We start from the raw sequence: 14,842 nt of genomic DNA, 5'->3' as shown, positions 1-14,842 counted from the left end.
GTGCTTGTCAGGTGGAGATCTCGTCGAGGAAGCGCCGCGTGGCAGCCATTCCCCCTTCGGCCCGCTGCATGAAGCTGAGCGCCGCGTCTCCTTTATGCGGGGTCTCGACGCTGATTACGACATCTGCGGGCAGGGCGGCCATCAGATCCTTCAACCACAGGCCGCCGTCGCCTGGAAACATCCGGGCAGTGCGTGCCTCGGCAATGCAACCGGCGTTGTCTGCCGGTTGCTCGGCCGGCGCATCGCAAAGCTGGAGATACAGCGCCTGGCCCTTCGGCAGGCTTGCGACATCGGCGGGGCTGCCGCCGGAGCGTGACAGGTGCAGCGCGTCGATCAGAAGGCCGACATTGTTCCGGCCCGTCGCACTCGCCAGGCGGCTTGCATCATGGATGTTGGCAGTGGAACGCCAACGCATGAACTCGATCGACATTTTGATGCCGTATTGCGCCGCCGCGTCGGCAATGCGGCCGAGATTGTCTGCTGCTCGGGAAAGATCCGGGTCCTCGCAGGTGATCTGCATGATCGGCATTGCGAATTCACCGGCAGTCTCGATCACCGGAAGCCAGGTTTTGATGTCCGTCTCCGGCAGGAGGGTGAACACCTCGCCGTCGTAGAACGACATGCCCGTGTCCGACGCCGCGGCGTTGATTTCGCGGATCAGCTTCTGGTTCCCAACGATTGGATGGGCAAGCTCCAGCCCGTGTGGAGCAATCAGCCGCAGGCTGACGAGATCGTAACCGCAGGCGGCTGCGATCCTGACGTTCTCGACCGGAGGACAACCGAACACGGTCAGATAGGCGAGCGAAAGGGGATGTTGCTTATACATTGTGCGACCTCAATACGTCGCGCGGCCGCCGGAGACGTCGAACACGGCGCCGGTCGAGAACGAGCATTCCTCAGACGCCAGCCAGTTGACGAGCGATGCGACTTCCTCCGCTTCGCCGAGGCGACCGACAGGGATCTTCGCTGTTACATAGGCTTTGAATTCCGGTGTCAGCTGGTTCATCATTTCCGTTTCGATCGCAGCCGGCGTCACGCAGTTGACGCGGATCTGCGTCGTTGCCAGTTCCTTGCCGATCGATTTCGTCAGGCCGATAACGCCCGCCTTCGAAGCGGAGTAGGCGACCGCGTTGGGATTGCCTTCCTTGCCGGCGATCGAGGCGATATTGACGATGCGGCCATAGCCGGTCTTCAGCATTTGCCGAACCGCCGATTGGCAGCAGTAGAAGACCGCATCGAGATTGAGCGACATCACAAAACGCCAGCCGTCATGCGGGTAATCGACGAATTTTTCGAGCGGGCCGTTGTGACCGGCGCAGGTCACGAGAATGCCGAGCGGCCCCAGGTCCGCGACCGCTTGCACCGTAGCTTCCTCGACGGCTGCGGGGTCCATGACGTTGACCACATAACCCTTGGCGCCCGGAAGTTTGGCAGCAGCCTCTTCGACCCCTTCCTTGTTGATGTCCCATAGCGCGACCTTGTGGCCCTTGGCCGCAAGTCTTGCTGCGATCGGAAATCCGAGCCCGCCGGCCCCCCCTGTGACGATCGCAACGCGAGGTGTTTCCTGGTTCGCCATGTGTATCTCCTCCCTGGCATTACGACCCGTTTCCCAAGAGCCGCTTTCTTTTCGTTCGTTGTCATCACGCATCCGTTTGGTTGGAACCTAGCGCTTGGCAATTGTAGCATACTAACATTCTAGTGGCCTACATGGGTCGCAAATGACCGGCTTGTCAAGCGCTGAGGATGCAGGGCGAGTGAATGGGAGGAGAAGACGATGGGAATGAACGGCAACGCCTTTCTGGCGATCTGGCACGACATCGAAGAGGGCGGGCATGCCGAATATATCGAATGGCATACCCGTGAACATATGCCGGAGCGCCTTTCGATCCCGGGTTTCAGGACCGGCAAGCGGCTGCATGCTCCTTCTGCCTCACGCTATGTTTTCGGCACCGTCTATTCCGGCGAGACACTGGAGACATTCCGTTCCCCCGACTACCTCGAGCGTTTGAACAACCCGACACCCTGGACGACGGCTGTTGCGCCGAGTTTCCGTAATTTTCTGCGCGTCGCCTGCGAACGCATTGCTGAGGCAGGCCATGGTGACGGTGGCAGCATGGCGACGATCCGCTTCGATCTTTCGGGCGACGATGGCGAGACCCGGCTGCGGGCAAATGCTCAGGCACTCGCGGACACGATGCTCGCGGTGCGTGGTGTCTCCTGCGTCCACGTCGGTGTTTCCCGCAACGAGGTTTCGAGCGTCCGCACCAAGGAAACCGAGCTGCGGGCTGTAATGAACGAGACTGTCTTCGACGTCGTCGTTCTGGTCGAGGGGTCGTCGAGCGCAGGACTGCGGGCGGCCTTGCCCGAGGTGGAGCGGCTGGCAGTTGAAAGCGGCATCCTTCAAGCGCCGGTCACTGATATCTATGAGACCGCCTTCTCGCTCACCTCGGAAGATATGCGGGGCGCCGCATGACCCGGATACTTGTGACGGGAGGCGCCGGCTTTTTGGGCGGCTGGATCCTCAAGGCGTTGAAGGCCGAAGGGCATGACGTACGGATCTTCGACCGTTCGACCGACCGCCGCATATTGCGGGAAATCGCTGGCGACGAAGCGGATCACGTCGAGTGGGTTCAGGGCGATATAACCGATGGCGCTGCGGTGAAGGCCGCTGCAAAAGATTGCGCATCCATTATTCATCTCGCGGCTCTGTTGACGCCGCCCTGCAAGAGCGATCCTGTTTTAGGCGCGACGGTGAACCTGATCGGCACGCTGAACGTGTTCGAAGCAGCCAAGGCTAACGGCATTGCGCGGATCGCCTATGCCAGCAGCGCTGCCGTTTTTGGCCCCGATGACGGAACGACGCCGCATCCGGTCACGCATTACGGTGCCTTCAAGCTTGCCTGCGAAGGAAGCGCCCGCGCGTACTGGGCCGATGCGGGCATTGCCAGCATTGGCCTCCGACCGACGGTGGTCTACGGGCCAGGGCGCGAAAGCGGACTTACGGCGGGCCCAACGCTTGCCTGCCGCGAAGCGGTTCTCGGCAATGCCTACACGATCGGATATTCCGGTCCGCAGGATCTCGTTTTCGTCGCCGATGTTGCAGCAGCCTTCGCGGCTGCGGCAACACGACCGTTCGAGGGAGCGCACGCGTTTTCGGTCGGCGGTGCCTGCGAGGACGTGCCTGATGTGATCGCAGCTATCAGAGCCGAGATCCCCGGCGCAAACATTGATTTTGGCGGCCCAGCTGTGCCGATGGCGCCGGATATCAAAGCTACCGACAATCAGGCTCTGCTGGGCCCGATCCCGGTTACTCCCCTCCGGCAGGGAATATCACAGACTGTCGCCCATTACCGATCGATCGCGGGGAGGGGCTGATGACCGTCCGCAGCGACATATCGCAGGATCATGTCGGTCATGGTTTCCAGGCGTGCCTCGACCGCGTCTGCAGCCATGAGGTCGCGTCCGAACAGGACCTTCAGCGTGTGGCGATTGGAAACATAGGTAAAGCCGAGGGCGGAAATCGAGATGTAGAGATCGAGAGGGTCCACGCGTCGGAAAAGGCCCTTTGCGGCACCGATATCGAGGATCGTCGAGACCTTCGTCACGACCGAGCTGTTAAGCCCCTTCATGTCGCCGGCCGACTGCAGATGCGCTGCGCCGTGCAGGTTTTCGGTGTTGATCATTCGGACGAAGGCGGGGTTGTCGAGATAATACCGGAAGGTAAAGGCGATCAGCGCCTTCATCGCACCGACGGGATCTTCCGGATCGAGCACGAGCGCGTCTTCGGCACTGCGGATGCCGGTGTAAAGATGCTCCATCGCGGCAAGGTAGAGATCCTCCTTGCTGCCGAAGTAGTGGTAGACCATCGCCTTGTTGGAATTCGCGCGCTGAGCGATGCGATCGACCCGTGCGCCACCGATTCCGTAGGTCGAAAATTCTGTGATTGCCGATTCCAGCAAAAAGCGTCTGCGCCTTTCCGGCGACCTTTGGCCCGGGTCAAGGCTTGTATCAGCGGACATGTTTTCGGTGGTCGTCATCTCAATTCCTCGGCCTCGCGGCCCCGTTACCACAGCAGGCAACAGGGAGCAGCGGCTTAAGTGTAAGCAATCAATCCGCGAGCAGGAATAGCACGTCGATTGACATCAACCAACTGGTTGGTTAATTGAAATACGGGTATTTCCGTCTGGGTTGCGAAGAGGAGTCGCGGCCCTGACAACAAAAGGCATCAACCCTGAGGAGGACAATTCATGCCAGGCAAATTTTCATTCCGCACACTCGCATTGACGCTCGTTGCAGGCGTCAGCATGGCGCTCGGTGCATCCGCTGCCCATGCGCAGGCTCTTGAGAAGATCAAGAGCGCAGGCGTCATCCGGGTCGGCGTCATGGGCGAACAGGCACCATGGGGCTCGATCGACGCCAGCGGCCAGAACATCGGCTATGACGTCGACGTGGCCAAGCTGATCGGCGAGGAAATGGGCGTCAAGGTCGAGTTCGTACCGAACGCCGTCTCGGCCCGCATCCCGAACCTTCTGACCGGCAAGGTCGATCTGCAGATGGCCGTGATGGGCATGTATCCGGATCGCGCCAAGGCTGTGCAGTTCAGCAAGCCTTATGCAGGCCTGAAGATCATTCTTCTGTCGAGCGCCAAGAACAAGATCACCGCGATCGAGGACGCCAAGAGCCTGCGCATCGGCGTGCCACGCGGCGCAGCCCAGGACAAGGCGATCACCACCCTTCTGGGTGACGTTCCCAACATCCGCCGCTTCGACGACGACAGCTCCAACATCCAGGCGCTCGTCTCCGGCCAGGTCGATGCGATCGGTGGCAACACGACCTACAAGATCAACCTCGACCGTGCATCGCCAGGCAACGACTACGAACAGAAGCTGGTCTTCAACGAACAGTGGATGGGCGTCACCACCAAGCTCGGCGACAAGGAAATCAACGACTGGCTGAACAAGTTCATCGACAAGATCAAGGCCGACGGCCGTCTCGAAGCGATCAACAAGAAGTGGCTGGCCGCAGACGCGCTTCCGAACTTCCCGGAAAAGCTCGAAGGCATCCCCTTCACCGTACAGTAAAAGTTAGCGTCGATTCCACGACCGCATGACGAAACGGGGCGCGCAGCCACGATTGGAAAAGCGCGCCCCGATCTGCAGCAAAAGGCATGGACATGCGCACGATCTTTATCTTGAACGGACCCAATCTTAATCTTCTCGGTCAGCGCGAGCCGGATATCTACGGCCGCACGACGCTCGACGAAATCCGTGGCTGGCTGGAAACCGACGCTGCCGAACTCGGCGTCGCGATTGACTTCCGCCAGTCGAATTTCGAAGGCGAGATCATCGAATCCATTCATGCGGCCCGCCATGATGCCGCCGGCATCATCATCAATCCGGCCGCCTACACGTTCACATCGATCGCAATTCTGGATGCGCTGAAGACCTTCGACAAGCCGAAGATCGAGCTGCACATTTCGAACGTGCACCAGCGCGAGGAAATCTATCACAAGTCGCTCGTCTCCAAGACCGCGACGGCAGTCATGGCTGGCTTCGGTGCCTACGGCTATCGCCTCGCTCTGCGGGCCATGGCGGAGATGACGCAATGACCCGCGTCGGTCTGATGGGTGCAGGTCTGATCGGCCGCGAACATGCCGACCTCCTGGTGTCCAACCGCCGCGCCGAGTTAGCCGCGATCTGCGATCCGTCACCCGCCGCAGCAGAACTCGCCGCGCGGCACTCCGTCCCGTACTTCACCGACTACGACACCATGCTCGATGAGGCAAAGCCCGACGGCGCCATCATCGCGCTGCCGAACAATCTTCATACGCCGGCCGCTATCGCCTGCATCGAGCGCGGCGTACCCTGCATGATCGAAAAGCCGATCGCCGAAAGCATCGCTTCGGCTGCCCGCATCGTCGAGGCGTCGGAGCGAAGCGGCGTGGCCGTCCTTGTTGGTCATCAGCGCCGCCACAGCCCCGATATCCGTTCCGCCAAACGCGCTATCGACGCTGGAGAACTCGGACCGCTGGTCGCCGTCAGCGGCATGACCCTGTTCGACAAGCCGGACGACTATTTTAACTCCGAATGGCGGCGCAAGCGCGGCGGCGGCGTGTTGTTGATCAACCTCATCCACGACATCGACGTGCTGCGCTATCTGGTCGGCGAGATCGAAAGCATCCGCGCCTTCACATCCTCGGCCCGCCGCGGCTTTGAGGTGGAAGACACTGCAAGCATTTCGATCCGCTTCGTCAACGGCGTGCTCGGCACGTTTCTGATCTCGGACGCAGCGGTCAGCCCCTGGGCCTGGGAATACACGTCCGGCCAGGCGCTTTATCATCCGGCGCAGCCCGGTCCGTGCCTTTTCCTCGCCGGGCGAAAGGCAGCACTGTCTGTGTCCGACATGTATTTGTGGCGGCACGCGGAAGAAAACGATCACTGGCAGCATCCGCTGGTTCGCGAATACCGCCCCGGCGATGGCTCGCTGACCTATGTCAACCAGCTTGACCACTTCGTCGATGTGATCCGTGGCGAGGCAAAGCCGCTGATCAGCGCGCGCGACGGCATGTCGACGCTTGCGGCAACACTTGCGGTCGATCTCGCTGGCCGCGAGGATCGCACGGTGACGCTCGCCGAAATGCTTGCACCGGCAAAGGTGGCGGCATGAAACGTAAGTGGTCCCTCTCTTTCCTGACCGGACTCGGCGTTGCACCGGAAAAAGCGGTGCGTGCGGCGGCTGAGGCCGGCTACGACTATCTCGGCCTGCGCCTGATGCCGGCCTTTCCCGGCGGTCTTGCCTATCCGCTGATGGATGACCCGGCGCGCGTGAAATCGCTGATAAGCCTCATGGCCGACAGCGGCGTCGCAGTGTTCGATATCGAGATGATCCGCATTTCACCGGATTTCGATCCGGAACCGCTGCTGCCGTTTCTCGAATGTGCCGGCCAGCTCGGCGCCCGCGCCATTCTTGTTGCCGGTGACGATGCCGACGAAGGGCGCCTGACGGCTTCCTTTGTCAAACTCTGTGAGGCTGCACGTCCGTTCGGCCTCTCGATGGATCTCGAATTCATGCCGCAATCGGAGCTGCGGGATCTCGCAGCCGCCACGCGCGTCCTGACTGCGGCCAACCAGCCGAACCAGGGCGTCATCATCGATACGCTGCATGTCTCGCGGGCCCGCACGACCATCGAAGAGATCACTGCTGTGCCGCGCAAGTGGTTGAACTACGCGCAGATCTGCGACGCTCCGGCCAAGATCCCGGAGACGCGGGAAGAACTGAACTACACGGCCCGCCACGCGCGGCTTCTGCCGGGCGAGGGGGAGCTCGACCTTGCCGGCATGTTTGCGGCGATGCCGGCGGATCTGCCGGTCGCTGTGGAAATCCCCAACGACGAGCAATCGGCTGGCCTTTCCGCTGCAGAATGGGCCAAGCGAACGCTGATCGCGTCGCGCAGAATTCTCGAACCCGAATCCGACGAGGGCCAATGACCGGCTTGCAAATAAAGACCATCCAGGGCGTGGATATCCCGAGCCTCGGCCTCGGCACCTTCGAACTGAAGGGACCGGAAGGCGAGGCGGCAATCCGTACCGCCATCGAACTCGGCTACCGCCAGATCGATACCGCGATACGCTATGGAAACGAAGTCGAGGTCGGCAACGCCATTCGCCAAAGCGGCGTTGCGCGGGACGAGCTCTTCGTCACCACCAAGATCTGGTTCAACGATCTGGACCCGGAAACGGTCGCGGTGCGCGTTGATGAGAGCCTGGAGCGGCTGGGTTTCGACTATGTCGATCTGCTCCTCGTTCACTGGCCAACCAAAGACGTGCCCCTTGGCGAAACGCTCGACGCATTCGCGCGGGCAAAATCCGAGGGCAAGACAAGGCTGATCGGTGTCAGCAATTTTACCGTGGCATTGCTCGACGAGGCGCTCGACGTCCACAAGGCCGAGCTGTTTTGCAATCAGGTCGAATACCATCCATTTCTGTCGCAGGAAAAACTGCTCGAGCGCATGCGCCGGGCAGACATGCTGCTCAATGCCTATCAGCCGATTGCCCGCGGCAAGGTGTTCAGCTCCAAGCTGCTGACCGAGCTCGGCGCGAAATACGGCAAATCGGCCGGCCAGATCACGTTGCGCTGGCATGTGCAGCAAGACATTGTCGGTGCCATTCCGCGCTCCGCAAAGGCCGAAAACATCAAGTCCAATATGGACATATTCGATTTTGAACTGTCGTCGGAAGACGTGGCCGCCATTCATGCTCTGGCGCGTGGCGAGCGCTATTCCCGTTTCGAGTGGGAACCCGATTGGGACTGACAAGCGGCGATGGTGAAGGCAATGAGGGAGGTAGAACATGACACTTGATTTCAGCGTCGTCACCGATGCTTGGCAATCGCTGGTCTATGGCACGTTGGGAACCCTGTTCCTGGCCGTAGCCGGCATGATGATTGCGACTGTTATCGGCGTGCTGGGCGTGGCGATCCTCAGAACGAACATGGTCATCCCGTCCTTTCTCGTCACAGCTTTCGTCGAGGTGATCCGCAACACGCCTTTCCTCGTGCAGATCTACTTCATCTTCTTTGCGCTGCCTCTGGCCGGCGTCCGGCTCAATCCGACCATGACCGCTGTTCTGGCGCTGGGGTTGAACGGTGGCGCCTATGCGATCGAGATTATTCGCGGTGGTGTGGAAAGCATTCCCAAGGGACAGACCGAAGCCGGGCTGGCGCTGGGTCTCCACAATCACGAAGTCTTCCGGATGATCGTGCTGAAGCCGGCGCTGCGGGCCATCTATCCCTCGCTGTCGAGCCAGTTCATCCTGCTGACGCTGACGACGGCGATCTGCACCTCGATTTCGGCTTATGAGCTGACATCGGTCGGCCAGCGTATCGAGGCTGAAACCTTCCGCAGTTTCGAGACCTATTTCACCCTGACCGGGATCTACCTCGTCATTTCGATGGTGACCATGTGGACGCTTGCCGCCATCGGCCGGCGTGCCTTCAACTATCCGCAGCGCTGAGGAGGACCAGGATATGGGATACCAAGAACTGACCTACCTGCTGCAAGGCCTCGGCTGGACACTTGTCCTGACCGCCATGGCCTTTGTCGGCGGCATCATCTCGGGCGTCATCGTGGCGCTGATGCGGGTGTCGAGGATCGCCTTGGTCCGTTATATCGCAATCGGCTGGATCGGGCTCTTCCAGGGCACGCCGCTTCTGATGCAGCTCTTCGTCGCCTATTTCGGCCTACCGCTTCTGGGCTTCGATCTGCCCGGATGGGCTGCCGTCGGCATCGCGCTGACTGCGCATGCTTCGGCATTTCTGGGCGAAATCTGGCGCGGTGCGATTGAGGCCGTGCCGAAGGGCCAGACCGAAGCTGCCGATGCGCTCGGCCTCCACACCCGCAGCCTGATGTTCGACGTCATCATGCCGCAGGCGTTCAAGCTGTCGCTGCCGGCAACCGTCGGCTTCCTGGTCCAGCTTCTGAAAGGCACGTCGCTTGCTGCCATCGTCGGCTTCATCGAGCTGACGCGTGCCGGTTCGATCGTCTCCAACCAGATCTACCAGCCGCTTCTCGTGTTCGGCGTCGTCGGCGCCATGTATTTCGCAATGTGTTGGCCGCTGTCCCTGTGGGGACGACGCATCGAGCGGCGTATGTCCGCCGGTTTGGCAAGATAGAATAGGGAAAATGACCATGGCAATTGTGACCAACACCAACGCCCAGCCGACCGGCAAAGAGCCGATGATCATGATGCGCGACGTGGAGAAGTGGTACGGCGCATTCTACGCCCTCAAGAAAGTCAACCTGACGGTGGCGAAGGGCGAAAAGATCGTTCTCTGCGGTCCGTCGGGATCGGGCAAGTCGACGCTGATCCGCTGTATCAACCGGCTGGAAGCAAGCCAGGGTGGCAAGATCGTCGTATCGGGCCATACCGTGAAGGATGACCAGAAGGCGATCGATGCGGTGCGCCGCGAAGTCGGGATGGTCTTCCAGCAATTCAACCTGTTTCCGCACAAGACGGTGCTCGAAAACTGCATTCTCGCGCCCATGCGCGTGCGCAAACTGTCGCGTCCCGAGGCGGAAAAGACGGCCCGCAAATATCTGGAACGGGTCCGCATCGGCGATCAGGCCGACAAGTACCCGGCCCAGCTTTCCGGCGGCCAGCAGCAGCGCGTCGCGATTGCCCGGGCTCTCTGCATGGAACCCAAAGCGATGCTGTTTGACGAGCCAACCTCGGCGCTCGACCCTGAAATGGTCAAGGAAGTGCTCGATACGATGGTGTCGCTCGCCCGTGACGGCATGACGATGATCTGCGTCACGCACGAAATGGGTTTCGCCCGCCAGGTCGCCGACCGCGTCATCTTCATGGCCGATGGCGAGATCGTCGAGGAAAACGATCCCGAAAGTTTCTTCAGCGCACCCGCACATCCACGGACCCGCGCATTCCTGGGCGAGATCCTGTCGCATTGAACTCGCGTACAAGGCGCGTATCTGCATGCGCAAGCGCTTAAGGCACATCGCAAACGAGGCTAGAGCAAACGAGGGCAAGTCATGAAGACGTCCATAGCGACCGTATCGATCAGCGGCGAACTTCCGGAAAAGCTTGCAGCGATTGCGCAGGCGGGGTTCAGCGGTGTCGAGATATTCGAAAACGACTTCCTGGCTTTCGACGGTACGCCTGCCGATGTCGGGCGCATGGTGCGCGATCACGGACTGGAGATTACCCTGTTCCAGCCGTTCCGTGATTTCGAGGGCATGCCGGAACCGCACCGTTCCCGCCTGTTCGACCGGGCGGAACGCAAGTTCGATATCATGCAGGAGCTTGGGACCGATCTGGTTCTCGTGTGCTCCAACGTATCGCCGCTCGCGCTCGGCGGTATCGACCGGGCGGTGGCGGATTTTCACGAACTCGGGGAACGCGCTGCCAAGCGTGGTTTGAAAGTCGGTTACGAGGCGCTTGCCTGGGGCAAACACATTTCCGATCACCGCGATGCCTGGGAGGTTGTCCGGCGCACCAATCACCCGAATATCGGCATCATCCTCGACAGCTTCCACACGCTGTCGCGGCAGATCGACATCAATTCGATCCGCTCCATCCCGAAGGAAAAGATCTTCATCGTCCAGCTGGCCGATGCGCCGTTGATCGATATGGATCTGCTTTACTGGAGCCGTCACTTCCGCAACATGCCGGGCGAGGGGGATCTGCAGGTCGAAGCGTTTACCAGTGTCGTCGCTGAAACCGGCTATGACGGCTATTTCTCGCTGGAGATATTCAATGACCAGTTCCGGGGTGGCTCGGCAAAAGCGATTGCCGCAGACGGTCACCGGTCGCTGATCACGCTCGGAGATCGGGTGCGGCGCAATCCGAATGCTTCGGGCCTGACGCTCCCGGTCATGCCGGACCGCAGCGCCGTGCAAGGGGTCGGCTTCGTCGAATTTTCGGCAAGCGAGACCGATGCCGGAGAACTGGCCGGCATCCTGCGCACGCTCGGTTTCTCGAAGACCGCACAGCACCGCAGCAAGAAAGTCAGCGTGTTCTCGCAAGGCAATATCAAACTGCTTTTGAATACGGACGAGATGGGGTTTGCCAGCGCATCCTATGCCGTCCACGGCACCTCGGCCTATGCAATGGCATTGAAAGTGGACGACGCGCGCGATGCGATGGATCGTGCGGTGGCATTGGGCGCCGAAGTGTTCAATCAGCCTGTCGAAACCGGCGAGGTAACGATCCCCTCTATTCGTGGTGTCGGCGGTGGGCTGATCTACCTGCTCGATGACAAGACGGATCTTTCCAGGATATGGGATATCGATTTCGCCCCAGTCGATGATGAGCATAAGAAGCAGGATGCCCACCTCCTGAGCGTCGATCATATCGCGCAAACTGTGGCGTATGAGGAAATGCTCACCTGGGTCCTGTTCTACACCTCGATCTTCGAGATGCAGAAGACACCGATGGTCGATATCATCGACCCGTCCGGCGTGGTGCGCAGCCAGGTCGTTGAAGCGCCGCAAGGCTCGCTTCGCATTACGCTCAATGGTGCGGAAAACCGGCGAACGCTTGCTGGGCATTTTATTGCGGAGACATTCGGCTCCGGCATCCAGCATCTGGCATTCGAAACTGCGGATATCTTAGCGACGGCCGCGGCCCTGAAGGCGAACGGCTTCCGTCCCTTGCCGATCTCGCCGAACTATTATGGCGACCTCGAAACCCGCTTCGGTCTCGATCCCGACCTGACGGAGAGGCTCAAAGCCGAGAACATTCTCTACGACCGGGACGAGAACGGCGAATATTTTCAGCTCTATAGCGGCACGTTCGGTGAGGGCTTCTTCTTCGAGATCGTCCAGCGGCGCGATTATCGCGGTTATGGCGCTGCGAATGCGATCTTCCGCATTGCGGCCCTGAAGAAGCAGATCAGGCCGGAAGGTGTGCCACGGCTTTAGGCGTCGCGGGAGCCTTTGGTGATGAGGGGCCGGCCGGGTAGGCCGGCCCCTCATGCGTTTTTGGCTTAGCCGAACAGAACCAGGCTGCTTTTCAGCGTGACCCAGATGCCCCAGATCATGGGGATGCCGACGACGGCCCAGGCGAGAGCGGCCTGAGCGGAGAAGCCGCCCTTGCCGATGCCGAATGAACCGGTTGGACCGGAATTTGCAGCGGCAGTCTTTGCCTGCAGCGAGGCAACCTCTGCGTCGGACATAAACCACTTGTCGGCAAGTGGCCGCACCAGCGAGTTGGCGATGAGGCCAAGCACCAGCATGCCCGCAAGAATATACATCGTGCCGGTGTAGAGAGCCGGTCCCGGCGCAACGCCGGCAGCAATCTGCGCTTCGCGAATGTAGTTCACGACGACCGGACCAACGATTCCGGCAGTCGCCCAGGCAGTCAGAAGGCGACCATGGATCGCGCCGACGAACTGGGTTCCGAAGATATCGGCAAGATAGGCCGGGATGGTTGCGAAGCCGCCGCCGTACATCGACAGGATGATGCCGAATGCCAGAACGAACAGACCCTTGTTGCCGAGGTTGGCAAGTGTCGGTGCGGTGGCGTAGAGGATGATGCCGAGGATGAAGAACGTGTAGTAGGTGTTCTTGCGGCCGAGCTTGTCGGAGAGCGAGGCCCAGACAAAGCGTCCGCCGATGTTGAAGAGCGACAGAAGGCCAGTGAAGCCTGCAGCGATTGCTGCGATCTGTGCCTTCTGTCCAGCGTCGAGCTGCGCGAACGCGACGTCCGGCAGACCGATCAGAGAACCGGCGAAGATTTCCTGCAGCATGGGCGATGCCATGCCGATAACGCCGATACCGGCCGAGACGTTCAAGCAAAGCACGGCCCAGATGAGCCAGAACTGCTTTGTCTTGTGTGCGTCACGGAGGTGAACGTGCTTCGTCGTGATCATCGTCGACTTGGAAGCCGGCGGTGTCCAGCCTTCAGGACGCCATCCTGCCGGCGGGATGCGGTAGCCAAAAGCGCCGCCCATCATGAAGCAGAAGTAGATCGCCGCCATGGCGATGAAAGTCTGCCACACGCCGACAGACACGTCGGTCTTGAAGAAGTTCATCAGAAGGTTGGCAAGCGGAGCGCCAATCATTGCGCCGCCGCCGAAGCCCATGATCGCCATGCCTGTCGCCATGCCGCGGCGGTCCGGGAACCACTTGATCAGCGTCGATACCGGCGAGATGTAGCCGAGACCGAGACCGATGCCGCCGATCACGCCGGCGCCTACCCACATCAGCCAAAGCTGGTGGGTCATGACGCCCATGGCTGCGACGAGAATGCCACCGCACCAGCAGCATGCCGAGACGAAACCAGCCTTGCGTGGTCCTACTTTTTCAAGCCAGCCGCCCCAGATGGCGGCGGAGCAACCCAGCAACACGAAGAAGAGCGTGTAGATCCAGCCGAGATCGGCAACGCGCCAGTTGCAGCTTGTTGTAAACAGGGCCGTCAGCAGGCCCATTCCTGTGCATGACGGGTCGGCCGCACCGGGAATGGCGCGCGAAAGCGGCAGCCAGAATACGCTGAAGCCATAGGCCATGCCGATGCAAAGGTGGATAGCGAGGGCTGCCGGCGGTACAAGCCAACGGTTGAAGCCCGGTTTTGCGATAATACGTTCCTTATCCAGGAGGCCCGCGTCAACGACGCCGCCTCCTGCTGTTCCTGCAACTGCCATAAAAGAAAATCCCTCTCTGAGTAATGGCGTTCAACGTGCTCCCGCAACCGCCCTCCAGCTGAAGGCGGGCTCACGTGATGCTGTCCGGTGTGATCGTCCGGAAAGCGGTTTGATCTGGCCCCGTTCCCTAACTGCCGGAAGCACCCCCGGTAGTTCCCTCTTTGGTTCCGATACCCGGCCGGTCCGGTTCTCCCGGACGACGGATCAGTGTCGAAGCCTCAACGACGAGCGGCAGCAGCCCTGCGCCGCCGGCATCGAGATGCTCGAAAAGGTGCCGGCGCATGCGCGGCTCCCAAAATTTATTGATATGCGTGGCAACGCCATCCATCCGCACGCCTTCCGGCTGCGACAGGAAAAATGTTGCGATCTGGTTTGCCATTCGGACCAGCTTTTCGTGGCCGTGATGTTCATCGGGCACGCTCGTGTCCAACTGATCATGCGACATCGTTAGAAACTCCGATGGCGATGAAGCGACCCTTCATGGACGGAGCGCGATAGGTCCCGCCGATCCGCGCAACCGAATTTCTCCGGCTATGATAGCTGAAACCTATCGTATGATTGGCTGGTACCGAGATTGAGCGAGTTGCACTGTTTCCGTTACGACGGCTAGTTTCAAGAACTGCACTTGCGACGAACAGTGGCGTCATAGGACTCTGCGACAAATTGGCACTCCCCCTTAATCTGGTTC

General features: G+C 60.4%; 16 protein-coding genes. 11 read left to right on the top strand and 5 right to left on the bottom strand.

The window, feature by feature from the left end:
* Positions 1-7: 7 nt before the first annotated feature.
* Complete coding sequence (locus tag BLW69_RS18910) at positions 8-826, bottom strand: sugar phosphate isomerase/epimerase family protein (protein WP_092664192.1); 819 nt, start codon at positions 824-826, stop codon at positions 8-10.
* A 9-nt stretch (positions 827-835) separates the two neighbouring features.
* Positions 836-1,576, bottom strand: a complete 741-nt coding sequence (locus BLW69_RS18905; protein WP_092664190.1) for an SDR family NAD(P)-dependent oxidoreductase — start codon at positions 1,574-1,576, stop codon at positions 836-838.
* A gap of 198 nt (positions 1,577-1,774) precedes the next feature.
* Here BLW69_RS18905 and BLW69_RS18900 point away from each other — a divergent pair, with 198 nt between their 5' ends.
* Together BLW69_RS18900 and BLW69_RS18895 are read left to right on the top strand one after the other, a co-directional pair.
* On the top strand, positions 1,775-2,473 hold the full coding sequence (locus tag BLW69_RS18900) for a hypothetical protein (protein WP_092664188.1): 699 nt from the start codon (positions 1,775-1,777) through the stop codon (positions 2,471-2,473).
* Positions 2,470-3,375, top strand: coding sequence for an NAD-dependent epimerase/dehydratase family protein (locus BLW69_RS18895; RefSeq protein ID WP_092664186.1), 906 nt, complete (start codon positions 2,470-2,472; stop codon positions 3,373-3,375). Before BLW69_RS18900 ends, BLW69_RS18895 begins: the two co-directional genes overlap by 4 nt.
* Here the strand turns inward: BLW69_RS18895 and BLW69_RS18890 are convergent.
* Positions 3,348-4,037 (bottom strand): TetR family transcriptional regulator, encoded by a 690-nt coding sequence (locus tag BLW69_RS18890; RefSeq protein WP_092664184.1) that lies wholly within the window; start codon positions 4,035-4,037, stop codon positions 3,348-3,350. The two genes, BLW69_RS18895 and BLW69_RS18890, sit on opposite strands and share 28 nt — an antisense overlap.
* A 210-nt stretch (positions 4,038-4,247) precedes the next feature.
* Between BLW69_RS18890 and BLW69_RS18885 the strand changes: the two genes are divergently transcribed.
* From BLW69_RS18885 to BLW69_RS18845, 9 genes are all read left to right on the top strand, one after another.
* Positions 4,248-5,081: a transporter substrate-binding domain-containing protein gene (locus BLW69_RS18885; protein WP_082471667.1), complete on the top strand. Its 834-nt coding sequence runs from the start codon at positions 4,248-4,250 to the stop codon at positions 5,079-5,081.
* Positions 5,082-5,167: 86 nt separating this feature from the next.
* Positions 5,168-5,608, top strand: coding sequence for a type II 3-dehydroquinate dehydratase (gene aroQ, locus BLW69_RS18880; protein WP_244508889.1), 441 nt, complete (start codon positions 5,168-5,170; stop codon positions 5,606-5,608).
* On the top strand, positions 5,605-6,666 hold the full coding sequence (locus tag BLW69_RS18875; RefSeq protein WP_092664182.1) for a Gfo/Idh/MocA family protein: 1,062 nt from the start codon (positions 5,605-5,607) through the stop codon (positions 6,664-6,666). The genes aroQ and BLW69_RS18875 overlap by 4 nt, the downstream gene beginning before the upstream one ends.
* Positions 6,663-7,487 (top strand): sugar phosphate isomerase/epimerase family protein, encoded by an 825-nt coding sequence (locus BLW69_RS18870; protein ID WP_092664180.1) that lies wholly within the window; start codon positions 6,663-6,665, stop codon positions 7,485-7,487. Before BLW69_RS18875 ends, BLW69_RS18870 begins: the two co-directional genes overlap by 4 nt.
* Positions 7,484-8,311: an aldo/keto reductase gene (locus BLW69_RS18865; RefSeq protein WP_092664178.1), complete on the top strand. Its 828-nt coding sequence runs from the start codon at positions 7,484-7,486 to the stop codon at positions 8,309-8,311. Before BLW69_RS18870 ends, BLW69_RS18865 begins: the two co-directional genes overlap by 4 nt.
* A gap of 37 nt (positions 8,312-8,348) precedes the next feature.
* Entirely contained in the window at positions 8,349-9,011 is a 663-nt protein-coding gene (locus BLW69_RS18860; protein WP_092664176.1) for an amino acid ABC transporter permease, read from the top strand.
* A 13-nt stretch (positions 9,012-9,024) separates the two neighbouring features.
* A complete protein-coding gene (locus tag BLW69_RS18855) occupies positions 9,025-9,669 on the top strand; it encodes an amino acid ABC transporter permease (protein WP_062459043.1) in 645 nt (214 codons plus the stop codon).
* Between the two features lie 16 nt (positions 9,670-9,685).
* Positions 9,686-10,462 (top strand): amino acid ABC transporter ATP-binding protein, encoded by a 777-nt coding sequence (locus BLW69_RS18850; protein WP_092664174.1) that lies wholly within the window; start codon positions 9,686-9,688, stop codon positions 10,460-10,462.
* 81 nt (positions 10,463-10,543) lie between these two features.
* The gene (locus tag BLW69_RS18845; RefSeq protein WP_092664172.1) at positions 10,544-12,433 is read left to right on the top strand and encodes a bifunctional sugar phosphate isomerase/epimerase/4-hydroxyphenylpyruvate dioxygenase family protein; all 1,890 of its coding nucleotides are present in this window, start codon (positions 10,544-10,546) and stop codon (positions 12,431-12,433) included.
* Positions 12,434-12,498: 65 nt separating this feature from the next.
* Here BLW69_RS18845 and BLW69_RS18840 read toward each other — a convergent pair whose 3' ends face one another.
* Complete coding sequence (locus BLW69_RS18840; RefSeq protein ID WP_092664170.1) at positions 12,499-14,154, bottom strand: OFA family MFS transporter; 1,656 nt, start codon at positions 14,152-14,154, stop codon at positions 12,499-12,501.
* A 127-nt stretch (positions 14,155-14,281) separates the two neighbouring features.
* Positions 14,282-14,533 carry a formate dehydrogenase subunit delta gene (locus BLW69_RS18835; protein WP_244508906.1) on the bottom strand — a complete coding sequence of 84 codons (252 nt, stop codon included), beginning with the start codon at positions 14,531-14,533 and terminating at the stop codon, positions 14,282-14,284.
* Between the last annotated feature and the right edge of the window lie 309 nt (positions 14,534-14,842).

The sequence above is a fragment of the Rhizobium sp. NFR12 genome, assembly GCF_900108545.1.
Classification (GTDB): Bacteria; Pseudomonadota; Alphaproteobacteria; order Rhizobiales; family Rhizobiaceae; genus Neorhizobium; species Neorhizobium soli.
The sequence above is the reverse complement of the archived record's forward strand: the minus strand, read 5'-3'. Positions and strand labels throughout refer to the sequence as shown.